Genomic DNA, 23,097 nt, shown 5'->3' on the forward strand with positions numbered 1-23,097 from the left:
GCAGGGCTTCTTATACGGCGCCGCCGACATTATGCTAAAGGGCCGGATTCAGGAGACAACCCATGGCGCTGAAACTCTACCAATTTGCCATTTCCCATTACTGCGAGAAAATCCGCTGGGCCCTCGATTTTAAAGGGCTCAACTATGAAACCGTCAACCTGCTGCCCGGCCAGCATATAAAAACCGTACGAACACTGACGGGCAAGGCGTCGTCAGTTCCGGTGCTCGACCACGATGGGCAGATCGTTCAGGGCTCGGCCCGGATTCTGGACTATCTCGATGAGACCTTTCCTGAACGGTCGCTAACGCCGGATGATCCGGAATTGCGGAAGCAGGCGCTGGCCTGGGAGCATCGGCTGGATGAAGAGGCCGGGCCCGCCATTCGCTGTTACTCCTACCACCACTTTCTCCAGCGCCCGAAAATCGTTGTGCCCATGCTGGCCGCCGGTACACCGTTCTATAACCGGATACTGCTGAGCCTGACCTTCAGCCGGGTTGACGAAGTCATGCGCCAATGGATGAAGATCAACGAGAAAACCGCTGGGAAGTCCCGGCAGGTCATGGAGGGTCTGCTCAACGAACTGGCCGGCATATACAGCCAACAGGCGTTTCTGGTCGGCGACCGTTTTTCCCGGGCCGATCTGACCGCCGCAGCGCTGTTTGCACCCCTGTTCCAGCCCCCGGAATACCCGGTGCCCTGGCCCAAACCGGGGCGTATTCCGAAAGACATCAAAGCCTGGCTGGACCAGTGGCAACCTCAACTCCAGACACTGGAGAAAATTTACGCTGGTAACCGTTAAGGCAAACTGGCACTGGATGAACGGAGAGCCCCGGAGTACGGCATTACCCGACCGGTGCATTCCACTAACCTGATTGTGCTCTGGACTCACGAATACGTGGACCTGTTCCGCGACATGGCACAGCCAGGCAGATTATTGTCTCACCTCCAGCATTTATGGAAACCGCCGGAGTGGCAACGCCCGGCAACGTACAGGAATAACAAGGACCCGGGAAGGCACGATGAACAAACTCCCACTAAAGCTGAACGCAGCTGACGGCCACATTGTTTCCGGCACTGTGTTTTCCCCTGGCCATCCCCGGGCAGTCCTGGTTATCTCCCACGGTATGGCGGAGCATGCCGGCCGATATGCCGGTTTCGCCGAGTGGCTGTGCCATCACGGCATCGCCGTTGTTAGCTTTGATCACCGCGGCCACGGCCCAACCTGCACACCTGAGCAGCTGGGTCATTACAGCGATCAGAATGGCTGGCCCAAAGTCGTCGAAGACCTGCACCAGATAATCCGCTTTGCCCGGGACCAATATCCGGGCAAGCCCCTGATCCTGTTCGGCCACAGCATGGGCTCGTTCATCGCCCAGAGTTGCGTCCAGCGCCATGGCGACGCAGTGGACACCCTGATCCTCAGCGCCACCAACCGCATTCACCGCCCCGGGCTTCTGGCCTCAGGATTCCTGATCGGCCTGATCAGGCTGTTTCGCGGCCGACGCCATCGCAGCGCGACCATTGCCAGGATGACCTTCGGTAAGTTCAATAAACAGTTCCGCCCCAACCGCACGGACTGCGACTGGCTGAGCCGCGACCCGGAGCAAGTGGACAAATACCTGGCCGATCCGCTTTGCGGGTTCGAATGCACGACGGGGCTGTGGCATGATTTCGTTGAGGGTATGCTGTCCATCAACCCGGCGCTGTGGCGCAAAGACCTGCCGGTTCATCTGTTTGCGGGCACGGAAGATCCGGTCGGAGAAATGGGCCAGGGCATCCGGCACCACTTTCAGGCCATTCGCGAGGCAGGCGTTGAAACGGTCACACTCCGGCTGTTCGAGGGTGGCCGTCATGAAATGCTCAATGAAACCAACTCAGGGGAAGTATGGCAGCATATTTTGCAGTGCACTCCGGTCAACACCCGCTACTCAGAGGCCTCTGTGCCGGCCTGATCGCCCTCTCGCTCACAATGGCATCCGCAGGCAGCCAGGCAGCGATGGTCACCGCCGCGGTCGCGGCCAATTTTACCGGCACCATGGAGAAACTGATCCCCCGGTTTGAGCAACAGACCGGGCACAGGGTCCGTGCGAGCTATGGCTCAACCGGCAAGCTTTATGCTCAGGTTCGTCACGGCGCGCCGTTCGATGTTTTCCTTGCTGCCGACCAGGCCCGGCCGGAACGCCTGGAACGTGAAGGCGACGGCGTTGCGGGCACGCGCTTCACCTACGCCAGAGGGCGGCTGGTGCTCTGGAGCCGGGAAGACAATCTTTTCTCTGACCCGGAATCGTTCCTGGCCTCGGCATCTGGCCCCCGGATCGCTATTGGTAACCCCAGGACAGCCCCCTACGGCATAGCCGCAATGGAAGTGTTCGATCACCTGAATCTGTCAGAAGCCGTCCGGCCCAGGCTGGTCAGTGGCGACTCCATCGCACAGACCTTTCAGTTCGTGGCAACCGGCAACGCCGGCGCCGGCTTTGTGGCGCTGGCGCAGGTCCGTGCATGGAACAAGCCGGGAGGGTCAGTTTGGCTGGTGCCTCAGTCCCTCCACAGCCCGATTACCCAACAGGCTCAGCTACTCAAGCGTGGCAAAGACAATGCGGGAGCGGCCGCCTTTCTTGCGTTCCTCCAGAGCAAAGAGGCCCGGGCAATTATTGAAAAAGACGGCTACGATACGGAACCCATGCCGACAGACTGAGTCGGCCACCCGATTCACCGAACGGAGCATCCATGAGCCCGGAATGGCAGGCCGTCTGGCTGACCCTGAAACTTGCCGGCATCACCACCGCCTTGTTGCTCATAATCGGCACGCCCATTGCCTGGTGGCTCGCCCGCAGCCGTCACTGGTCGCGCCAGCCGATCGCAGCCCTTGTGGCCCTGCCACTGGTTTTGCCGCCGACGGTGCTTGGCTTTTATCTGCTGATACTGCTGGGCCCCGACGGCGCTATTGGTCAGCTGACGGAGAGCCTGGGCATTGGTCTGCTGCCGTTTACCTTCGAAGGCCTGGTGGTGGCTTCAGTCATCTATTCGCTGCCCTTCACCGTGCAGCCACTGCAGAATGCCTTCCTGACCATCAACGACAACCTGCTGGAAGTCGCGGCCACGCTCAGGGCCTCGCCCCGGGATCGCTTCTTCTCGGTGGTCATACCGCTGGCGCGCCCGGGCTTTCTGACGGCGGCCGTGCTCACCTTTGCCCACACCATTGGCGAATTTGGCGTGGTCCTTATGATTGGCGGCAACATTCCCGGTGAAACCAAAGTGCTCTCGGTTGCCATTTTCGACCATGTGGAAGCCCTGGAGTACACCCAGGCTCACTGGCTGTCCGCCGGCATGCTGTTGTTCTCCTTCGTGGTACTGGTCAGCCTTTACTCCCTGAACAACCGGCGGTACCCCGGGGTGGTCCGATGAGCCCCATCCAGGCCCGCTTCCAGTGCCGTTTGGAGAGCTTTCAGCTGTCTGTGGATCTGTCTTTGCCCGCCGGAGGGGTCACCGCCCTGTTTGGCCACTCCGGCTGCGGCAAGACCACCCTGTTGCGATGCATTGCCGGGCTACAGACCTCAGAGGGTTACCTGAATGTCGCGGGCGACTGCTGGCAGGACAGCTCGGGCTCCCGGCCCACGCACCTGCGTCCACTGGCCTATGTGTTCCAGGAAACCAGCCTGTTTCCTCACCTGTCTGTGCGCGGCAACCTGAACTATGGCTACCGGCGTATTCCTCCGGCTGAGCGCCGGATCCATTTCGATCAGGCGGTAAACTGGCTCGGGCTCACGCCTCTGCTGAACCGGATGCCGGCAAAACTTTCCGGCGGTGAACGCCAGCGGGTCGCCATTGCCCGGGCCCTGCTGACCAGCCCCCGGCTGCTGCTGATGGACGAGCCCCTGTCAGCGCTGGACCAGCCCAGCAAGCAGGAGATCATGCCTTATCTTGAGAACCTGCGGGGGAGCCTCGCCATTCCGGTGATCTATGTATCCCATTCAACCGCGGAAGTCGCACGCCTTGCAGATCACATCGTGATGATGGACAACGGCCGGGTCATCGCCGAAGGGCCGCTTCAGGAAACCCTGGCACGGACCGACCAGCCATTCGGCCTTGAAGCGGATGCCGGCGTGATTCTCAACGCAACCGTTGAGCAGGTTGAACCTGACTGGCATCTATGCCGGGCGGGATTCGATGGTGGTGAGTTGTGGCTGCGCCTGCATGACGGGCTATCGCCAGGAAACCCGGTACGAGTGCAGGTTCTGGCGCGGGACATCAGTATCGCACTGGCGGCGCACCCGGATCAGAGCATTCAGAATCTGGTACCGGCAGTCATTGACGAAATTGCCCGGGAGGTAACACCGGGCACGTCGATGGTTCGTCTTCTGGCGGGGCAGACGCCTTTTCTGGCACGCCTGACAACCCGGTCACTGCATCAGTTAGATCTGGAGGCCGGAAGGAGCGTCTGGATGCAGATCAAGTCCGTGGCGATTGTCGACTGAATCACCACGAGACGCTGTTTGCCTTAGCGGGTTCCGTAAACCACCATGGTCTTGCCCTTGACCCGCACCAGCCCCTGATCTTCGAGGGTTTTCAGGACCCGACCGACCATCTCCCGGGAACAGCCAACAATGCGACCAATTTCCTGGCGGGTGATCTTGATCTGCATGCCATCCGGATGGGTCATGGCATCGGGTTCCTTGCACAGGTCGAGCAATGTCCTCGCCACACGGCCGGTGACATCCAGGAACGCCAGGTCACCCACCTTGCGAGTGGTCTGGCGCAGCCGGGAGGCCATCTGCTCGCCAATGAAGTACAGTACCCGGGGATCCTGCTGGGCAATCTCCCGGAACTTGGTATAGCTGATTTCGGCCACTTCGCATTCGGTCTTGGCCTTCACCCAGGCACTGCGGGAATCCATGTTGTCGAACAAGCCCATCTCACCGAAAAAATCACCGGCGTTAAGATAGGCCATGATCATCTCGCGGCCGTCGTCATCTTCAATGATAACGGTTACCGAGCCTTTGACGATGTAAAACAGGGAGTCACTCTTGTCCCCGGCGTAAATGATCGTACTCTTGGCTGGATAGCGCCGACGATGGCACTGTGACAGGAAGTAATCCAGATGCTTGGTTTTCTGCTCAACCGGCTTGACGATAGTGGCCATAATGCGAGTCGTGCCTCCTCAGATACTGGCGGGTCCCATTGTTTGTTATTCACCCGGCTTTCCGTGCCGGTTCGTTCTTTTTTCTTGCAAAACTGCGCAACTTATAACAAGAAGGCCTGTTGCGGGCAACCGGAAAGAGTATACAACATGTATCCGGGCCCGGCTGCTCCCTCTCGCGGGTTGTGCTAGCATCCGGCCTCATAGGATCGACATCAGCGCTGCGTGTAACACCGGCCAACTGCAATCACAACGGAGAAACACCCCATGAAAGCAACTGTCGACTGGACCGGCAACGCCAGTTTCAAAGTTACCAGTGGCAGTGGCCACAGTGTTCAGCTCGATGGCCCGCCCGATCATGGTGGCCAGAATCTGGGCCCCCGCCCGATGGAGATGCTGCTGATGGGGCTGGGTGGCTGCTCGTCCTTCGATGTCATGAGCATTCTCAACAAAAGCCGACAGGACGTGACGGCCTGCCATGCCGAGCTCGAAGCGGAGCGGGCCGATGCAGTTCCCGCGGTCTTCACCCGGATTCACCTGCACTTCGTGGTCACCGGTAGCCAGTTGAAGGAAAACCTGGTCAAGCGGGCAGTCAGCCTCTCGGCCGAGAAGTATTGCTCGGCGTCCATCATGCTCGAAAAGGCCGGTGTTGCAATTACCCACAGTTACGAAATCCGCGAGGCCCAATAGCCCGGCAGGCCGGAGCCCCGGAAATCCGGCTCAGGGTCCTCTACGGCCCATTCTCCGCAGGCCGGATGCATGGGAAGTTACGGATGCTAAAATGTCATTGCACATACTATTCAACGCCACTTGCGGTGTGCATAATACGCACCCTCTCCGCCGGTCTGCGCAAAAGGTGAACAACCCGGTCAGTAGTCGGTGGCGGCCTCGGCAGAGCATCTAACAGCAGCTCTGCAGTCATTCATCTCCACGATCCGGAGGGGCTGAGCATGGAATCAAAACTCCAGCTGCACGGTTTTAACAACCTGACCAAATCCCTGAGCTTTAACATCTACGACATCTGTTATGCGCAGACCGAAGAACAACGTGAAGCGTACATCGACTACATCGATGAAATGTATAACGCCGAGCGCCTTACCCAGATCCTGTCTGACGTGGTCAAGATCATCGGTGCCAATATCCTCAATATTGCACGCCAGGATTATGAGCCTCACGGCGCGTCGGTTACCATGCTGATCGCCGAGCATGAACTCACCGGTGGCGAAGAGCCCGACAACGAAGAATCTCCGGGCCCGCTGCCGGATACCATTGTGGCGCACCTGGACAAGAGCCATGTCACTGTTCACACCTACCCGGAAAGCCATCCCCACGATGGCGTAAGCACGTTCCGGGCAGACATCGACGTGTCCACCTGCGGCCTGATTTCGCCGCTAAAGGTGCTGAACTACCTGATCCACAGCTTTGATTCCGATGTGGTCACCGTGGATTACCGTGTCCGCGGCTTCACCCGCGACGTGGACGGCACCAAACACTACATCGATCACGACATCAACTCGATCCAGAACTATCTGACCGAAGATACCCAGAATGCGTATCAGATGATCGATGTGAATGTGTACCAGGAAAACCTGTTCCACACCAAGATGATGCTGAAGAATTTCAACCTTGATAACTATGTGTTCGGTGTCAATGCCAGTGACCTTGAGCCACGGGAAGCCCAGTCCATTGAGGATCGCCTGCGCCGCGAAATGCTGGAGATTTTCTATTCCCGAAACGTGGAATAAGTGTTCACCGGTAGCGTCCTGAACAGGGCGCCACCGGTCCTTCAGTTTTTTTGATGTCACCCGCCAGATTTCTGCGTTTTATACTCGCCTCTCCTCCCGATTAAATAGTCACCAGGGCAAACGAGAGGAGGACACCATGACCCTGCGCTCCCTGAAACAGATTATTCCCGCACTGGAAACATCCGACGGTGCCGGTGTGCGTATCAAACGCTCTATTGGCCAGCGGCAAAATGTTCGCCTGGACCCTTTCCTGATGCTGGACGAGTTCGGCTCAGCCGAGGCGGCAGACTACATTGCCGGCTTTCCGTCCCATCCCCATCGCGGATTTGAGACCGTGACCTACATGATCGAGGGGCACATGCTCCACGAGGATCATCTCGGTAACCGTGGCAATCTGCACAACGGCGGCGTGCAGTGGATGACCGCTGGCCGTGGCATTATTCATTCGGAGATGCCCCAGCAGGAGCAAGGCGTGATGCGCGGCTTCCAGCTCTGGCTGAACCTGCCCGCCGCGGAAAAGATGACTGAGGCCGGTTACCGTGACATCCAGCCCGAAGAGATCCCGGAGATCGGCTTTGAAGGTGGCACGGTGAAGCTGATCGCCGGGGCAATGGTGGTCGATGGCCAATCCCATCGCGGGGCGATGCCCGACCGCAGCACCCAACCGGTGTACGCTGACATTCACCTGGCTTCCGGCGGCAGCCTTACCCTGCCGGTTCCGGAGACTCACAACGGCATGCTGTACCTGTACGAGGGGGACGCCCGTCTCGGTGACGCGGACCTGCAGCGCAGTGCCGCCAACATCCTCGGTGACGGGGACGGGATCCATCTCCATGCCGGAACCGCGGGTGCACGCCTGCTGCTGATTGCCGGCAAGCCCATCGGTGAGCCAGTGGTTCAGTATGGTCCGTTCGTGATGAACACCCGGGAAGAAATTGAGCAGGCGCTTCGTGATTACCGGGATGGCCGCCTGACCGCTTAACAGCCGTCGGCGCTCAGGCGAACGGCTTTCGGGCCATCAGCCGCTGGACCATAGGCCTGACAATCAGGTCCATGGCCAGCGGCATTTTTGTGCCCGGAATCACCAGAGTATCGTGGCGTGACAGGCTACTGCCGGAAATCACCTGCAGCAGATACGGAAACTCGACTTCCGAGGGATCCCGGAACCGGATCACCAACATGCTCTCATCTTCGGTGGGTACGTCCCGGACCACGAAGGGATTGGAAGTATCCACCAGCGGAATGCGCTGGAAGTTGATATGGGTGTGGGAAAACTGTGGCACGATGTCGTGAACGTAATCGTCCATGCGGTTGATGATGGTCTCCACAACCGCGTCCTGACTGTATCCGCGCTTATGGGTGTCCCGGTGGATCTTCTGGATCCACTCGAGATTGACGATGGGCACCACCCCGATCAGCAGGTCCACATACTGGGCAATGTTGCAGGTTTCGCTGACCACGCCGCCATGCAGGCCCTCATAAAACAACAGGTCCGTATCCGCAGGTAATGGCCCCCAGGGCGTAAAGGTTCCGGGTTTGTGGCCGGCCGCCACCAGTTTGCGGTCTTCATCGTGCACATACTGTCGGTAACGACCATTACCGGTGTGACCGTAGTCGTAGAACAGCGCTTCCAGCTTGTCGATGTGATTGGCCGCAAGGGCAAAGTGGTTCCGCTCGCCAAACTGCCCCTTGGCCGCCAGCCGGGCCATCTGCTCCCGGTTGTAGCGGTGAAAGCTGTCACCACTGACCATGGCCGCATTCAGGCCTTCACTGGCAAACATCCGGCTGAAAATCTGGCCGGTGGTGGTGGTACCTGCCCCGGATGAGCCGGTAACAGCGATAATCGGGTGGCGTTTTGACATAGGGGCAGCCTGCCGGAATCAGGTGAGGCTGTCGAGCAAACGGGGCTTTTCGACCACAAAGCCCTGGGCGTAATCCACACCCAACTGACGGAGCATATCCAGTACATCCCGCGATTCGACCCGGGAAGCGATCACCTCCCGCTTCATGTAATGGGCCATATCCACCATAGAGCGTACCATCGCGCGGTCGGTTTCGCTGGTCGACAGCTGGCCGGTAAAGGCATTGTCAATCTTGATCAAATCCACCGGCAATGAACGCATGAACTCGAAGGAACTGGGGCCACTGCCAAAGTTACCGAGGCAGAACCGGCATCCGAGTTCCTTCATTTCCAGGATGAAATCCGCCACCGACTGGACATCGTTAATGGCGGAGGCCTCGGTGAGCTCAAACCAGAGCCGCTCGATAGGAGCATCCTTCTCGCTCAGCTTCTCATAGATAAACTCCAGCAGTGTCTGATCATTCAGGGAGTAGCCGGAAAGGTTGATACACACACCGCCAAAATGCCGCGGGTCCGGGGCCTTCTCCCTGAGCCAGTCGAGCATGTGTCCGACTACCCAGCGGTCCACCGCCTGCATGCGGTCGTAACGCTCGGCCATACGGACAAAGTCCCGGCCGGTAATCAGGTTGCCCTCGTCATCGTACATGCTGATCAGCACTTCGTACTGGGCCGCCATGGATGCATTAGCGTGCAGGGGTATGATTTTCTGGCATCGCAACAGCATGCGCTCTTCATTCAGATTACTGAGGCTGGCCACCTTGGCGGCAATCTGCTCCTGGCGGGCCTGGTCTTCGGCGCCCAGGGCATATTCCGAAACCTTGCCATGGCCCTGCTGCCGGGACCCGGCCAACGCCTGTTCCGAGGCCCGTAACCAGCGTTCGGCACTCACCAGCGCCGGCAGCGTAGGCACCACACCGATATTGGCGGAAAGCCGGTAAACCCGGCCGCCGAAGGTAAACTCGGCTTCCTCGATAGCCTGAATGAGGTTTTCCGCCGCCTCGCTGGCACTTTCCGAGGGCACCAGCATGGCAAACTCGTTCCCTGCAAGCCGGGCCACGGGCATGCCGTCGCCCACATGGCTGCGAAGAAGGTCAGCGACCCGTTTCAGGGTTTCATCACCGGCCTGGTAGCCCGCCGTGTCGTTAAGCAGACGGAAACGGCGAAGATCCAGCCGCACCAGGGACCGCTCATCTTCCCTTCTGGCCAGCTGCTGATCCAGCATGCGTTCGAATTCACGGCGGCCCAGAAGCCTCGTCAGCTCATCGTGGGTGGAGGCCCATGACAGCTGGTCATAAACCTTGCGCACCATCCGGTCGATACTCTCATCCACCAGGGGCCGCTCATACTGGCTGTCCGGCACAATGATGCCTTTGCGCATATGCCGGGCCAAAGCGTCAAGCTCCAGTTCCACCACCCGCATACCCTGGTGATTCACAAACACAAAACGACTGAATCCGCGGGCAATCCAGACCAGCCGGATATACTGCGGTTCCTCCGGTTTTTCCTGATCCCGGAGCCAGTCCCCTGTGCGCAGTTGCTGGGCACGGTTGATCCAGCGCTGCAGGCTGCGTTGTTCGCGGTCAGATAATTTCCTGGTATCGCTCTGGTCCGGCTTTGCCGGCGGGATCTCCACCAGCTCGGGCGATTTATCCGGGCTGCGAACCAGAAACTGCTTGAGCTCGTCCCGGATCTGGGAGGACGGCATGTGATTGCTGGAAATGGAGGCGAGACCGTCCTGGATCACCCGCAACAGCTCTGGCAGATTGATGGCGCTGTTGGGATCGGCGGCAAACGAAAGCAGGGAATCGATCACTGCCAGGTAATCCTGCCACAGCTGGCTGTCCGGGCCCTGACGAATCCAGGTCAGCGAGAGCAAATCCCGCCAGCCACCGTCCAGCAGACTCAGCACAGCCTTCGGCACCTTGCGCCCACCCAGCTTCTGATTCAGGACATCGGTCACGGCCTTCTTTGATTCGGCAACCTTCTGGGCGCCCTCTGCGGCGGCTGTCACCCGCTCGACATTTCTGCGATACACCAGATTCTGGCGGTCAATCAGGGTATCCAGCTCCTGAACGGTTTGCTCGAACACTCCGGTGTCCTGCTCGAAATCGGTGGTAATGCGGTGAACAAGCTCATCCACCCGACGCTGGACCACGGGATTAATCCGCCCCCCCTTGACCCCCAACTGGGCCAGACGATTCATTACGCCACGAACGGGGCTGTCCTGGTCGTCGAAAAACGCGGGATCCCGCATGACCACCTTGAGCACCGGCACTTCCAGTTGCCGCATACGCTGCTGGGCATAGTCACTGAGTTTGGGGCTTTCCACCACTGAACGGAAAAACCGGTCAACCACATCCAGTGTGCCCTGCTGCTCCTCGTTCAGCCGGTTATCACCACTTTCCCTGACCTTCTCGACAACCCGCTCCCTGAGCGGCGCCATTTCGTCCCCGGAATCCAGCGGCTGTGCCTGCAGTTGCTGCAGCTCACGCTGCAGTTCTCCGGACGATAGCGGGCGGGCGTTGGGCTGGAATGGCACAGGTTCCGGATCACCCCGCGCCACACGGCTTGCGGTCAGCGTATTGAGCAGGTTCCGTACGGTCGCGAAGGCGGTTTGCGCCGCCTGGGCGTAGCCCCGGAAGTCGCCACCGGGCATACCGGGTTTGCGGCGGGCAGCGTTTTCGGAGGCAGCGGCCTTTTCCGGTTCCGGCTCCGGGGCAGTGGCCGGTTTTTCTTCCGCACGCGGCGGTGCCGGCCTGGCCTGCGCCGGTTTTTCATCGGACTTAACACCGCCCTGTTCGCTCAAGTACTTGCTCAGATCCAGATCCGGCAGGACTCCGTGACGAATCAGGATATTGTTCAGTTCCTTGTAAAGAGGCCCCAGCTGTTGCAGAACAGCCTGTTCAAAAACCCGCAGGCAGACTTTTTCTACCTCACGGGAGGCCTTGAGCTGGTTCAGCCCACTATGGAAAGCCTCACAAACCAGTGACGGCCCGAGGGGGTTGTGATGCCCGGTGGCGTTGGCAATACCCAGGTTGTCGAGGCGCAGCTTCAGCTGGAGCAGCTCGCCCCGATACTGGGTATCCGCCTTGGTGACCATCACCCGGATGGTCAGCCAGTCCTCGAATTCGCCCTTGTCTACCACTGACAGTTCTGAACCGGGAAAGCCTCTGGGCGCCGGTTTGAGGGGAGATTCCAGGCTACGCGCCATCTGGTGCCACATGACGCGCTGACGGGCCTGGATCTGGCCCGATGCATCCATGTATTCATTGGCCTGCTGATCATTCGGGGCTTTCCGGGCAGCCTGCCTGAGCCCCGCGACCATTTGCACAAAACAGGCATCCATCAGCGGCTCAATAAACTGAATGACCGCTTTGGCAGACTGGTGCAAAACAAACTGGACCCTGTCACTGGGGGCATGCAGGGAGGAGCGGTCCTGATTCCGGGAGCTGCCGCATTGCTGCAGCATGGCATCCACGGCTTCCGGGTTTGGCCGGGTAAAGTTCACCCCCATCGCCCCATCAATACGCCGGACGATGGCGACGTGCAGCTCATGGCGGCGAGCACCATCCAGGCCGCGGAAACGCACGATCAACTCCAGTGGTGTACCGGACGCAAAGGCCCGGTCAAGCTTGCGAGAGGTTTCGTCGGAATAGCGAACAAACAGGCCTTCCGGACAGAAATCTGAAATCTGACACGGCCAGGCCTCACCGGTTCCCAGATCAATCTGGGCAGCAAGCTTGATGGGTTGGCGGGGGCTGCTACGACGTTCTCTTGGATCCATGAACTACCTGATATCTCGCTAAGCCGGAGTAATCGCCGGACCCACGGTCCGACACCGACTCACGTCCCTGAAACGGCGGCGGATGCCACCTGCTACTATGGGAACCCTGACAGTACTATAGCGACCTGGCCCCCACAGGCAAACCAACACACTATAACATCCTGACCCATGAAACAGCTTAGTCAGATCTATCCACTTTTGCTACTGGTAACACTGCTTAACGGGTGTACGGCCATTGGCTACTATTCCCAGGCGGTCAGTGGTCATATTTCCCTGATGGTCTCAGGGGAACCGGTGGAAGCGGTTATCGCTGACGACAGCACTCCGGCAGGGCTCCGGGACAAACTCGCCGTCTCCCGGCAGGCCCGGGAATTTGCTGCCCAGCGGCTTGCCCTGCCTGTCGGGGATGCGTTCCGTGAATACGTGGACCTTGAACGCTCCTGGGTGGTGGTCAACCTCGTGGCCGCGCCGGAGTTCTCGCTGGAGCCCCATAGCTGGTGTTACCCGATCCTCGGCTGCCAGGCCTACCGGGGGTATTTCCGCCTGAAAGATGCGCAACAGGAGCAGGTCCTGTTCCACGCCCGGGGTTTCGACACCTTCATCGGCGGGGTAACCGCCTATTCCACCCTGGGCTGGTTCGATGACCCCCTCCACACGGGCTTTACCCATTTACCGGAGGATCGGATGGTCGCCCTGATGTTTCATGAAATGGCCCACCGGGTGGTGTACATCCCCGGTGACACGGCCTTTAACGAAAGCTTCGCCACTGCCGTGGAACTGGAAGGGCTGAGACTCTGGTTGTCCGAACAGGGCAAACCCGCCCAATTCCGGCAGGCGCTGGAGCGCCTTTCGCACCGGAACCAGACCCTGGCCCTGGTTCAGGCCTTCAGTAGCCGACTGCAAGCGCTCTACGAACAGCAGGGAAGTGTGCCCGATGACCAGCTACGGGCCCGTAAGGCAGACTTGCTGGAGCAACTGGCGCAGGCCTACCAACAGATCTCAGAAGACTGGCCGGAACCAGGTCCATTCGGCCCGGCGCCGGTGACCCTTAACAATGCCAACCTCGCTCTGTTCCGGCAGTACAACCAGCATGTGCCGGCGTTCCGCCAGCTGCTCCGGGAAACCGGCTACGACTTCGCCGGTTTCTACCGCGCAGTCGACGAATTATCACAGAAACCCGAGCCTCAACGGTCAGAACTGCTCACTGACTTGTCAGAGCGGTTTAAAGAACACCTTTGAGTTCCGCTGGGTGTTGTAGGAAGCCAGCTTGGGCCCGGGCAACGCCTGCACGGTTGACGGCTGGAAGCCACGTTCCCGGAACCAGTGCTCGGTCTGGGTGGTGAGTACAAACAGCTTCCGGATACCCTGGCCCCTGGCCAGTTTCTCAACCATCGCCAGAATCTCATCGCCCCGCCCGGCCCGGCGGTAGGTCGGATCTACCGCAAAGCAGGACAACTCACCGGCGCCCTCATCCGGGTAACTATAGAGGGCAGCACAGCCCACGATAGTGCCGTCGCGCTCGGCCACCACAAACCGGTCGATTTCGGTTTCCAGCATTTCCCGGGAGCGGCGCACCAGAATGCCCTGTTCTTCCAGCGGCTGGATCAGCTCCAGAATGCCGCCAATGTCTTCCACCCTGGCCTGGCGGAACTGCTCATAGTGATCACCACTGACCAGGGTGCCGGAACCGTCCCGGGTAAACAGTTCCTCCAGCAGCGCGCCGTCGTCCACATAACTGATAATGTGCGCCCGTCGCACGCCCTTCACACAGGCATCACAGGCGGCTCTGAGCAGGTCGGCATCGTGACCGGTCACGGCACCGGCAGCAAGCCGCTCGGACGCCTGGCGCGCCGACAGCTCCCGAATCAGGGTGCCATCCTCTTCCTGCAAGCCGGGATCATCAATAAACACAATCAGTTTCTCGGCCTGCAGCGCGGCCGCCACCTGGCTGCCAACATCCTCGTAGGAGAGGTTGAAAGTGTCCCCGGTGGGCGAGTAGCCCATCGGCGGTAACAGCACAATGTGCCCCAGCTCCAGCAATTTCTCGATACCGGCGACATCGACCCGGCGAACCCTGCCGGTATGGCCGAAATCAATACCGTCCAGCACGCCCACCGGCTTGGCGGCCACATAATTGCCACTGGAAACCCGGATGCGGGCATTATGCATGGGGGAATTCACCAGCCCCATGGACAAGTGGCTCTCCAGATAGGCCCTCAGGCCACCGATCGCCTCCATCACCATGCCCAGATGATTCTCGGGCGTAATCCGCAGACTCCGGGCAAACGACGACTCCACACCGGCACCATCCAGGCGCGCCTGGATCTGCGGACGGGCGCCGAAGGCAACGACCAGCCGAACGCCGAGGCTGCTCAGCAAAGCGATGTCATGAACAATGTTGATGAAATTCTCATGCGCAATGGCATCCCCGGGAATGGTCAGCACCACCGTGTGGCCGCGATGAGCATTGATGTAGGGGGATGAGTGGCGGAATCCATGCAGCCAGTCGTTTGATTTCAATGCGAGTACTCCAATCGTTTTCTTTGGGCGGCCTGCAGATCAGTCTGACGAACACTGTCGGGGGCCCGCTCCAGAACCGTGGAGCGCCAGGGATGGCGCGACCGAGCCCTACAGGGACGTATTCACGGGCGTGTTTTGGAGCGGGCCCCCGACAGTGTTCAGCCCCCTATTTGACCCGGACTCCGAGCTAAAGGCAAAACTGCCGGATAAGCCCTTGTAGTACTCTCACCGTCGGCGCCAGCTGGGAAAGCTCGATATATTCGTCTGGCTGGTGCGCCTGATCGATGGAACCAGGCCCCATAACCAGGGTTTCCAGGCCCAGTTTCTGCAGCCAGGGGGCTTCGGTGGCAAAGGCAACGGCATGGGCCGTGTGGCCGGTCAACTGCTCGCAGGCTTTGACCAGGGCGGCATCGGCAGGGGTCTCAAACGGCGGGACACCGTCGAACAGGGGTTCGAACACCATGGACAATTCACGGCGTTCGGCCACCGGCTGGACCTTGCTGAGGATTGCCTGGCGCAGGGTTTCCATATTCATGCCCGGCAGCGGACGCAGATCAAAATGCAGCTCGCACTGGGCGCAGATGCGGTTGGGGTTATCACCGCCGTGGATGCAGCCGAGGTTCAGAGTCGGCACCTGAACCTCGAAGTTGGGGTTCCGGTACTGTGCCTGCCATGTTGACCGGAGAGCCAGCAGCTCGGTCATGGCTTCGTGCATCCCTTCCAGGGCATTTCGGCCCAGGGCCGGATTCGAGGAGTGGCCGGACTGGCCCTCAAACTTCAGGCGCTCCATCATGATGCCCTTGTGCATGCGCACAGGCCTCAGGCTGGTGGGTTCGCCGATGACCGCGTAGCGGGCCCTGGGCTTGCCGGCTTCTGCCAGGGCCCGGGCACCGTTCATGGAGCTTTCCTCGTCGGCGGTCGCCAGAATGATCAGCGGCTGCTTCAGGTCCTCAGCGGCAAAGGCCCGGGCTGCTTCGATTGCCAGCGGAAAGAAGCCTTTCATGTCACAGGTCCCCAGGCCGTACCAGCGATTGTCCCGCTCGGTCAGGGTGAAGGGATCACTCTGCCAACGCTTGTCGTCGAAGGGCACCGTATCCGTGTGCCCGGACAGCACCAGACCACCCGGGCCACTGCCCAGAGTTGCAATCAGGTTGAACTTGCCGGGCGTGCCCGGCACTGGCAGGATCTCCACGGAAAACCCAAGAGCTTCCAGCCACTCAGCCAGGGTTCGTACCACCGGTTCGTTGCTATGATCCCACTCCGCTGAGGCACTGCTGATGGACGGCAGGGATACCAGGCGGGCAAGCATGTCACGAATGCCCGGCACCGCTGAGGTATTGCTATCGGACTGCGACATAGTTTCCTCTCAGATTCCCAATGGACTCATTGTGCACGGCCGCGCCGCCACACTTCAAAGTTGGTAATGACCCGGATCAGCATCGGGTAGGCGACTTCTCCGCCCGCAACCAGCCGGGCCACCTCAAGTTCCTTTTCGCTGACACTTACCAGACGGCCGTCCACAACCTTGTCGTTGGAGAGCGTCACCCTGACCTTATGATCAATCCACTGGTCCGCATTCGCCATATCAGCCACATACCAGCCTTCGACGCCGGTGTTTTCCCGCGGCACGACAGGTGCTACGGCGACGTCTGACGTTTCCGCCATCACTGGTTGGGTTTCCGTGAGATAAACATCAGGGACCCCCGCGCCATTATAGCGCACTGGCCAGCCACGACCGGTCTGCTCCACCTCTTCAGTTCTGACCGGGATACCGAACAAGGCGTCGCCGGGCCGGAGACTCACCGTAAGCTCACCACCTTCCAGTAACCACTGCCGATACAGTGCCTTCAACTGACCACTTGGCTCCAGCCCCCGGGCTTCCAGCCCCGCTACAAGGGCGTCCAGTGAACGCCTGGCCCATTCATCGGGCTTAACGCCTGCCTCACGGGCGCAATAGGCGGCGATGCGGCGCATCAGGCCAGCATCCCGCAGGGTCAGCTGCAGAGGCTCCGTGCCGCTTGATACCGTGACTTCTCCGTCCTGCAAACGGACTCTGGCCGCTGGCCAGTCCAGTTCCAGGCTACCAGTGCTGATGGTATTAAGCTCGGCATGGATACGGTCGGGATCCTGTTGCAGAAAGGCTTCGCCAGCCAGGCCGGTAATCCCCATCCGGATAAGATCCCCGCTTCCAAGCTGCTGACGGGGATCCGGAGCACAGGAGAGAACAAACAGGGCCTGCTCGCCTTCGCTGTTCACACCCTCCGCAGTCACCCAGCTGCGCAACATGGTGGGGTCCAGGGTCAGACTCAGACCATCCAGTCTCACAGACCACTGCGGCAGCATTCGGGAGGGGTCGGCGAGGCCAGTCAGCAGGTTGACCGGAGAGCCGGCATCAAACTCAGCACGGGCTATGTTCAGGGGCTGGGTCAGTTCAAAATCCTGCCAGCTGGCGCCATTGAGAACCAGGCGCCCCTCAATACCGGAACTGATACCGCCCCGGTGCAGTACGCCGTATTGCTCCAGCGCCTGCCGTGCGTCCGCCATGCGCTGGTCTGCCAGCCACCAGACGCCCGCCTTGAACGCGGCAAAGCCGACCAGGACCAGTATTACCAGCGTCGTTAACAGGCGCCTCATCCGGGAACTCCTTGCCGGGTGCCGTCAGTTACGGGAAATCAGGGTGCCGACACCCTCATCGGTGAAGATTTCCAGCAGGCAGGCATGGGCGACCCTGCCGTCGATAATATGGGCCGTGCGCACGCCATTCTCCACCGCACTCAGGGCACACCGGATCTTCGGCAGCATTCCCCCGTGGATGGTGCCATCCTCAATGAGCTCATTGACCTGTTTTGCCGTCAGCCCGGTCAGCACCTTATCGTCCTTGCTCTTCAGCCCGGACACATTGGTAAGCAATATCAGCTTCTCGGCCTTCATGGCTTCCGCCACCTTGCCGGCTACCAGGTCCGCGTTAATGTTGTAGGAAGCACCGTCCGGCCCCACCCCGATGGGCGCGATCACCGGAATCACATTGCTGCGGGTGAGCATATCGATAACATCCACGTTGACACTGGCAACCTCGCCCACATGACCGATATCGATGATTTCCGGGCGTTCCAGTTCCGGAGAACGGTTAACAACTTCAAGCTTCCGCGCCCGGATCAGGTTGGCATCCTTTCCGGTGAGGCCCAATGCGGTACCACCTTGAGCATTAATCAGCGAGACAATTTCCTTGTTCACCTGCCCCCCGAGCACCATTTCCACCACATCCATGGTTTCAGCATCGGTAACCCGCATGCCGTTGACAAACCGGGATTGAATATTCAGGCGCTCCAGCAGCTCCCCGATCTGGGGGCCGCCACCGTGAACCACTATCGGGTTGATGCCCACCAGTTTCATCAGCACCACGTCACGGGCGAAGCTGCTCTTCAGGTCCTCGTTCTCCATGGCGTTGCCGCCGTACTTGATAACAACGGTCTTGCCGGTAAATCTTTGAATATAGGGCAAGCCCCGGCTGAGTACCGAAGCCACCTGCATTGCTGTTTCACGATCCAGCGTCATGTGTATGCCTTGCTAATCCTGAGTTAAAATGACCTGCGAAAACCCGCCGGGGAAGTTGTTCAGAAGTCTGCCACCAGATCCGGCGCCGCCTTCCGCAGCTGTTCCCGGAAGACAGCCTTGATGCGTTCGAGGGCGTCCTCGGTCTCTGCCTCAAAGCGCAGGACCAGAACCGGCGTGGTATTCGATGCCCGGCACAAGCCCCAGCCGTCGGCGTAATCCACCCGAATGCCGTCAATGGTACTGATGTTGCCGTCACCAAAGTCTCCCGCTTCACCGAGACGCGCAATAATCTCGAACTTGGTGCTCTCCGTCACCTCGACATTCAGCTCGGGGGTACTGACATCTTCCGGAAATTCCTCGAAGACTTCATCACTGTGACGGTCTTCGATACCCAGAATTTCAAGCAAGCGAGCGGCCGAGTAGAGGCCGTCATCGAAACCGTACCAGCGTTCCCCGAAGAAGATATGGCCGCTCATTTCACCGGCCAGCAGGGCACCGGTCTCTTTCATTTTGGCTTTCATCAGCGAATGGCCGGATTTCCACATGATCGGCCGGCCGCCGGCTTCGGAAATCACACCCGCCAGCCTGCGGCTGCACTTCACGTCATAGAGCACGTCGGCACCGGGATTCCGGGACACCACATCCCGGGCAAACAGCATCATCAGGCGGTCCGGCCAGATGATCTTGCCGGAATTGGTCACCACACCGATACGGTCGCCATCACCGTCGAAGGCCAGCCCGATATCGGCCCCTTCCGATTTCACCCGGGCGATCAGATCCACCAGGTTCGCCGGCTTACCGGGATCCGGATGGTGATTCGGGAAGTCCCCGTCCACATCGCAATACAGCGGAACCACCTCGCAGCCCAGCTCTTCAATCAGAATGGGCCCGAGCTCACCGGCGATGCCGTTACCGGCATCCACCACCACCTTGAGCGGCGCGGCCACCGCGATGTCACCGACAATCCGGTCCAGGTAGGCACGACGCACATCCTCTGAGGACTGGCTGCCCTGACCGCTGGCGAAGTCGCCGGTCTGAATACGCTGATACAGTTTTTGTATCGCCTCACCAGACAGGGCTTCCCCGCCCAGCATGATTTTCAGGCCATTGTAGTTAGCCGGATTGTGGCTTCCTGTCACCATCACGCCCGAGCCGGTCTGAAGCTCATGAGTGGCAAAATAGAGCACCGGAGTAGGCACGGCACCCACGTGAATCACGTCGCAGCCAGCCGCCATGACGCCCCGGGCAAGCGCATCGGCAAGATCCGGGCTTGAATGGCGGCCGTCGTAACCGATACACAAGCTACCGACGCCACGCTCCCGGGCTTGCGAACCAATGGCACGGCCAATGACCTGGACAATATCCGCCGTCAGCGTGTCACCGACAATGCCCCGTATGTCGTAGGCACGGAAAATATCCCGGGAAATGTCCACCTGCGGCAGAGCCACCTCCTCAACTTCGGGGGTGTCGTCAGAGCCAAAGGCGGTATCGTCGCCGCTGCCAAAGCCCAGAACATCCTCATCGCCGTCCAGCATATCGATATCCGGCATATCTTTGTCCTGAAACAACGGCTCGTCGGCACTGTGCGATGCTCCGGAGCCCGATTTTCCAGCTTTGGCGGGCTTGGGCTTCGCGGCTTCGCCGGCCTTTCCGACCCGTTTGTCGACAACCTGGGACAGCCGATAAAGCACTTCACCCGTGGACGCCACCATGTCCCAGCGAAATGCCGGGAGCTTGACCCGCTCACCGCCAAACACCTTGTGGGCCCACTGAATCAGGGCCGTCACATCCTGACGCAGACCCTTCTGGGCACCACCGAGCAGCACCCAGACAATTATGGCCGCAAGCAACACGGGGACACCCACGAGCGTTACGATCATCACGCTGCTGACCGGAGCCGCCGGCGCTTTCGCCGGAGTGTAGGCCACCGTCCAGTCCGGGTTAATAAGCGTACGGGATTCGCTATTGCCGGACCCACTGCCGTTACTGACCAGCGTGCGGGATGCCCCGGACACTGTCTGAATCAGGGCCAACTTGCCACCGAGATCTGAGTTGACCACCGTCAGCAACGGCTGAATCTGGCCGATGTCGAAGATCATCAGAAGGCTTCCGACAATGGCACTGCTCCTGGGGTTACGAACCGGTGTCGCCATCTGAACAAACCACCGGTTATCCCGGGGGAACGCATCCGGATACAACCTCTGGCCTGTCTCGGCTCGCCGGGCAAGTTCCAGGCCCGAAAAGCCCAGCAACCCGTCACCGTTTGCGGTACGGGGAACCATGCGATAGGGAAACAGATGTACGGCTTCGATTCCGGGCAGGGAATCCGCCAACGCCACTTCGGTTTCGGCAATTTCGTTTCTGCCAATGACAGCCTGGATCACATGCGGTTGCGTGGCGAGGCCATTAACGCTCTTTTGTAACTGATCGAAGTATTGATTCAGGCGCAGGGCTGCCCCGTCGGCTTCCAGCGTCTTCAGCGAGGTAAAGCGATCCGTGGCAGAGGGCTGGACCACCAGAAAATGAACCAATGCCGCCGCGATCACACCCGCCAGAACCACGATAACTGATTGCGTCACCGCCACCGAACTGAGCCGCTTGAGTTTCGGCCCCGCAGCCTTGCCTTTCTCCTTTTTCTCCGTTTTTCTTGCCGGCTTTTCATCAACGGACGCGTCGGTAGCCTTCTTCTTACCCAGCTTCATAGTCCATCCTGCAATTATGATTTTTTCGTCCTGGACAGGGCATTATCCGCAAAGTATAGACGCCGGCGCCTGACTCTGCGTGGCCGGCCTCCCTGTCACCGCGTACCGGTGGAACCAAAACCGCCCTCACCCCGCACACTTTCATCAAATTCGGTGACCACCTCAAAATCCGCCTGAACCACTGGCACGAGCACCAGTTGCGCCAGACGCTCGCCCACGTCCACGGTGAAACAACTGTGCCCACGATTCCAGCAGGAGACCATCAACTCGCCCTGGTAATCCGAGTCAATCAGCCCTACCAGGTTGCCCAGAACAATACCGTGCTTGTGGCCAAGACCGCTTCGCGGCAGGATCATTGCCGCCAGGGACGGATCGGCGATATGAATGGACAGCCCCGTTCCTATCAGTTGCGTATCCCCGGGCTCCAGAGTCAGCGGTTTATCAAGACAGGCACGCAGATCAAGGCCTGCAGAGCCTGCGGTTGCATACTCTGGAAAGGGAATCTGGTTGCCGATGCGATCGTCCAGAATGCGTACCTGAAGATTTTTCCTGCTCATGAAGGATCCTGTTGGTTAAGATGGTCGCCAATCATCGCCACCAGACGCCGGGCAATGTTCGTTTTGCTGTCCGGCCCGATCGACTCATGACCGTCGGGCCAGAACACGGTGACCGCATTATTCTCACTGTTGAACCCCAGGCCGGGGGCCGCCACATCATTGGCCACGATCATATTGAGCTTTTTGCGTTGCATTTTATCGGTGGCGTAGCGTTCCACATCGGTTGTTTCCGCGGCAAAGCCCACGGTAAACGGCGCATCGGTACGCCCGGCAATCGTCGCCAGGGTATCGGGATTGCGCACCAGCGAGAGCGACATGGTGTCACTGGATTTCTTGATCTTGTCACCGGCGCACTTTTCCGGCCGGTAGTCGGCCACCGCCGCGGTGGCAATGAACAGGTCACACCCCTCATCCACCGCCCCGGAGGCTTCCCGCAACATATCCTCTGCCGTTAACACACGGCGCACCTCAACTCCGGCAGGTGCCGGAAGGGTGACCGGACCGCTGACCAGGACCACATGGGCACCCGCCGCGCGGGCCGCGTTGGCCAGGGCATAGCCCATTTTCCCGGAACTGTGGTTACTGATGTACCGGACCGGATCAATGGGTTCGCGAGTGGGGCCTGCAGTGATTACCACCCGCTTGCCGGTCAGTGCCGTGCCGTTACCGGCATCCAAAAAACCAAGGATAGCCTCCGGCTCCAGCATCCGCCCGGGGCCGGTATCGCCACAGGCTTGTTCCCCCTGGTCTGGCCCCCACAATGCAACCTGCGGATCCTCCTCGAGCAACCGGACATTTCTCTGGGTACGCGTATTGCTCCACATGGCCTGATTCATGGCCGGCACCACCGCGATGGGGGCCTCGGTTGCGCAACACACGGTGGTGAGCAGGTCATCTGCCATACCCTGGGCAAACCGGGCAATGAAATCCGCGGACGCCGGGGCGATGATCACCTGATCGGCCCATTTGGCCAGCTCAATATGGCCCATGCCCGCTTCTGCCTCTGGATCCAGCAGGGAGGTGCGCACCGGCTCGCCACTGAGCGCCTGGAACGTTAGCGGTGTTACAAAGGCTTCCGCGCCGCGGGTCATCACCACCCTGACCTCATGGCCCGCTTTCCTGAACAGGCGCACCAGTTCGGCACTCTTGTAGGCGGCAATACCACCGGTCACTCCCAGAAGGATTCGTCTGGCGGCCATAGAGGCTCCGTTTCCACATAAAAAGAAAGGCTTACT

The 23,097-nt window shown here is 59.8% G+C and carries 19 protein-coding genes; 9 read left to right on the forward strand and 10 right to left on the reverse strand.

The genetic code is table 11. The annotated features are described in order from the left end of the window. Positions 1-62 precede the first annotated feature (62 nt). The 5 genes from D0851_RS10510 (at position 63) to modC (ending at position 4,476) form a co-directional block, all read left to right on the forward strand. Positions 63-800: a glutathione S-transferase family protein gene (locus tag D0851_RS10510; protein ID WP_117618614.1), complete on the forward strand. Its 738-nt coding sequence runs from the start codon at positions 63-65 to the stop codon at positions 798-800. A 220-nt stretch (positions 801-1,020) separates the two neighbouring features. Next, on the forward strand, positions 1,021-1,953 hold the full coding sequence (locus tag D0851_RS10520; RefSeq protein ID WP_117618615.1) for an alpha/beta hydrolase: 933 nt from the start codon (positions 1,021-1,023) through the stop codon (positions 1,951-1,953). After that, the gene (gene modA, locus D0851_RS10525; protein ID WP_117618616.1) at positions 1,887-2,696 is read left to right on the forward strand and encodes a molybdate ABC transporter substrate-binding protein; all 810 of its coding nucleotides are present in this window, start codon (positions 1,887-1,889) and stop codon (positions 2,694-2,696) included. Before D0851_RS10520 ends, modA begins: the two co-directional genes overlap by 67 nt. 32 nt (positions 2,697-2,728) lie before the next feature. Further along, positions 2,729-3,406 (forward strand): molybdate ABC transporter permease subunit, encoded by a 678-nt coding sequence (gene modB, locus D0851_RS10530; protein ID WP_117618617.1) that lies wholly within the window; start codon positions 2,729-2,731, stop codon positions 3,404-3,406. Continuing rightward, positions 3,403-4,476: a molybdenum ABC transporter ATP-binding protein gene (gene modC / locus D0851_RS10535; RefSeq protein WP_117618618.1), complete on the forward strand. Its 1,074-nt coding sequence runs from the start codon at positions 3,403-3,405 to the stop codon at positions 4,474-4,476. The genes modB and modC overlap by 4 nt, the downstream gene beginning before the upstream one ends. Positions 4,477-4,499: 23 nt before the next feature. Here modC and crp read toward each other — a convergent pair whose 3' ends face one another. Then, positions 4,500-5,141, reverse strand: a complete 642-nt coding sequence (gene crp / locus D0851_RS10540) for a cAMP-activated global transcriptional regulator CRP (protein WP_007153756.1) — start codon at positions 5,139-5,141, stop codon at positions 4,500-4,502. Between the two features lie 264 nt (positions 5,142-5,405). Here crp and D0851_RS10545 point away from each other — a divergent pair, with 264 nt between their 5' ends. The 3 genes from D0851_RS10545 to D0851_RS10555 all read left to right on the forward strand — a co-directional run bounded on the left by D0851_RS10545 (position 5,406) and on the right by D0851_RS10555 (position 7,865). Further along, a complete protein-coding gene (locus D0851_RS10545) occupies positions 5,406-5,828 on the forward strand; it encodes an OsmC family protein (RefSeq protein ID WP_117618619.1) in 423 nt (140 codons plus the stop codon). A 260-nt stretch (positions 5,829-6,088) separates the two neighbouring features. Further along, complete coding sequence (gene speD / locus D0851_RS10550) at positions 6,089-6,883, forward strand: adenosylmethionine decarboxylase (protein WP_117618620.1); 795 nt, start codon at positions 6,089-6,091, stop codon at positions 6,881-6,883. Positions 6,884-7,019: 136 nt separating this feature from the next. Next, positions 7,020-7,865, forward strand: coding sequence for a pirin family protein (locus D0851_RS10555; protein ID WP_117618621.1), 846 nt, complete (start codon positions 7,020-7,022; stop codon positions 7,863-7,865). Positions 7,866-7,878: 13 nt separating this feature from the next. On the opposite strand, the gene D0851_RS10560 is transcribed toward D0851_RS10555, so the two are convergent. After that, on the reverse strand, positions 7,879-8,745 hold the full coding sequence (locus tag D0851_RS10560; protein WP_117618622.1) for a phosphoribulokinase: 867 nt from the start codon (positions 8,743-8,745) through the stop codon (positions 7,879-7,881). A gap of 18 nt (positions 8,746-8,763) precedes the next feature. After that, entirely contained in the window at positions 8,764-12,528 is a 3,765-nt protein-coding gene (locus D0851_RS10565) for a DUF1631 family protein (protein WP_117618623.1), read from the reverse strand. A gap of 168 nt (positions 12,529-12,696) precedes the next feature. Between D0851_RS10565 and D0851_RS10570 the strand changes: the two genes are divergently transcribed. Beyond that, entirely contained in the window at positions 12,697-13,767 is a 1,071-nt protein-coding gene (locus tag D0851_RS10570) for an aminopeptidase (RefSeq protein ID WP_117618624.1), read from the forward strand. Here the strand turns inward: D0851_RS10570 and argA are convergent. From argA to coaBC, 7 genes are all read right to left on the reverse strand, one after another. Next, positions 13,741-15,048 carry an amino-acid N-acetyltransferase gene (argA, locus tag D0851_RS10575; RefSeq protein ID WP_117618625.1) on the reverse strand — a complete coding sequence of 436 codons (1,308 nt, stop codon included), beginning with the start codon at positions 15,046-15,048 and terminating at the stop codon, positions 13,741-13,743. The two genes, D0851_RS10570 and argA, sit on opposite strands and share 27 nt — an antisense overlap. 187 nt (positions 15,049-15,235) lie before the next feature. After that, on the reverse strand, positions 15,236-16,405 hold the full coding sequence (gene argE / locus D0851_RS10580) for an acetylornithine deacetylase (protein ID WP_117618626.1): 1,170 nt from the start codon (positions 16,403-16,405) through the stop codon (positions 15,236-15,238). A 26-nt stretch (positions 16,406-16,431) separates the two neighbouring features. Continuing rightward, positions 16,432-17,682 carry an acetylornithine deacetylase gene (locus D0851_RS10585; protein ID WP_117618627.1) on the reverse strand — a complete coding sequence of 417 codons (1,251 nt, stop codon included), beginning with the start codon at positions 17,680-17,682 and terminating at the stop codon, positions 16,432-16,434. A 24-nt stretch (positions 17,683-17,706) separates the two neighbouring features. Next, on the reverse strand, positions 17,707-18,603 hold the full coding sequence (argB, locus tag D0851_RS10590) for an acetylglutamate kinase (protein ID WP_117618628.1): 897 nt from the start codon (positions 18,601-18,603) through the stop codon (positions 17,707-17,709). Positions 18,604-18,662: 59 nt separating this feature from the next. After that, positions 18,663-21,305, reverse strand: a complete 2,643-nt coding sequence (locus tag D0851_RS20945) for a phosphomannomutase/phosphoglucomutase (RefSeq protein ID WP_117618629.1) — start codon at positions 21,303-21,305, stop codon at positions 18,663-18,665. Between the two features lie 95 nt (positions 21,306-21,400). Then, positions 21,401-21,862, reverse strand: coding sequence for a dUTP diphosphatase (gene dut, locus D0851_RS10600; RefSeq protein ID WP_117618630.1), 462 nt, complete (start codon positions 21,860-21,862; stop codon positions 21,401-21,403). After that, positions 21,859-23,061, reverse strand: coding sequence for a bifunctional phosphopantothenoylcysteine decarboxylase/phosphopantothenate--cysteine ligase CoaBC (gene coaBC / locus D0851_RS10605; RefSeq protein ID WP_117618631.1), 1,203 nt, complete (start codon positions 23,059-23,061; stop codon positions 21,859-21,861). The genes dut and coaBC overlap by 4 nt, the downstream gene beginning before the upstream one ends. Between the last annotated feature and the right edge of the window lie 36 nt (positions 23,062-23,097).

The sequence above is a fragment of the Marinobacter sp. Arc7-DN-1 genome, from assembly GCF_003441595.1.
Lineage (GTDB): Bacteria > Pseudomonadota > Gammaproteobacteria > Pseudomonadales > Oleiphilaceae > Marinobacter > Marinobacter metalliresistant.

Excerpts from the sequence above, each read along its gene's own strand:
- D0851_RS10510 (WP_117618614.1), top strand. The coding sequence starts at position 63 with ATGGCGCTGAAACTCTACCAATTTGCCATTTCCCATTACTGCGAGAAA.
- D0851_RS10520 (WP_117618615.1), top strand. The coding sequence starts at position 1,021 with ATGAACAAACTCCCACTAAAGCTGAACGCAGCTGACGGCCACATTGTT.
- modA (WP_117618616.1), top strand. The coding sequence starts at position 1,887 with ATGGCAGCATATTTTGCAGTGCACTCCGGTCAACACCCGCTACTCAGA.
- modB (WP_117618617.1), top strand. The coding sequence starts at position 2,729 with ATGAGCCCGGAATGGCAGGCCGTCTGGCTGACCCTGAAACTTGCCGGC.
- modC (WP_117618618.1), top strand. The coding sequence starts at position 3,403 with ATGAGCCCCATCCAGGCCCGCTTCCAGTGCCGTTTGGAGAGCTTTCAG.
- crp (WP_007153756.1), bottom strand. The coding sequence starts at position 5,141 with ATGGCCACTATCGTCAAGCCGGTTGAGCAGAAAACCAAGCATCTGGAT.
- D0851_RS10545 (WP_117618619.1), top strand. The coding sequence starts at position 5,406 with ATGAAAGCAACTGTCGACTGGACCGGCAACGCCAGTTTCAAAGTTACC.
- speD (WP_117618620.1), top strand. The coding sequence starts at position 6,089 with ATGGAATCAAAACTCCAGCTGCACGGTTTTAACAACCTGACCAAATCC.
- D0851_RS10555 (WP_117618621.1), top strand. The coding sequence starts at position 7,020 with ATGACCCTGCGCTCCCTGAAACAGATTATTCCCGCACTGGAAACATCC.
- D0851_RS10560 (WP_117618622.1), bottom strand. The coding sequence starts at position 8,745 with ATGTCAAAACGCCACCCGATTATCGCTGTTACCGGCTCATCCGGGGCA.
- D0851_RS10565 (WP_117618623.1), bottom strand. The coding sequence starts at position 12,528 with ATGGATCCAAGAGAACGTCGTAGCAGCCCCCGCCAACCCATCAAGCTT.
- D0851_RS10570 (WP_117618624.1), top strand. The coding sequence starts at position 12,697 with ATGAAACAGCTTAGTCAGATCTATCCACTTTTGCTACTGGTAACACTG.
- argE (WP_117618626.1), bottom strand. The coding sequence starts at position 16,405 with ATGTCGCAGTCCGATAGCAATACCTCAGCGGTGCCGGGCATTCGTGAC.
- D0851_RS10585 (WP_117618627.1), bottom strand. The coding sequence starts at position 17,682 with ATGAGGCGCCTGTTAACGACGCTGGTAATACTGGTCCTGGTCGGCTTT.
- argB (WP_117618628.1), bottom strand. The coding sequence starts at position 18,603 with ATGACGCTGGATCGTGAAACAGCAATGCAGGTGGCTTCGGTACTCAGC.
- D0851_RS20945 (WP_117618629.1), bottom strand. The coding sequence starts at position 21,305 with ATGAAGCTGGGTAAGAAGAAGGCTACCGACGCGTCCGTTGATGAAAAG.
- dut (WP_117618630.1), bottom strand. The coding sequence starts at position 21,862 with ATGAGCAGGAAAAATCTTCAGGTACGCATTCTGGACGATCGCATCGGC.
- coaBC (WP_117618631.1), bottom strand. The coding sequence starts at position 23,061 with ATGGCCGCCAGACGAATCCTTCTGGGAGTGACCGGTGGTATTGCCGCC.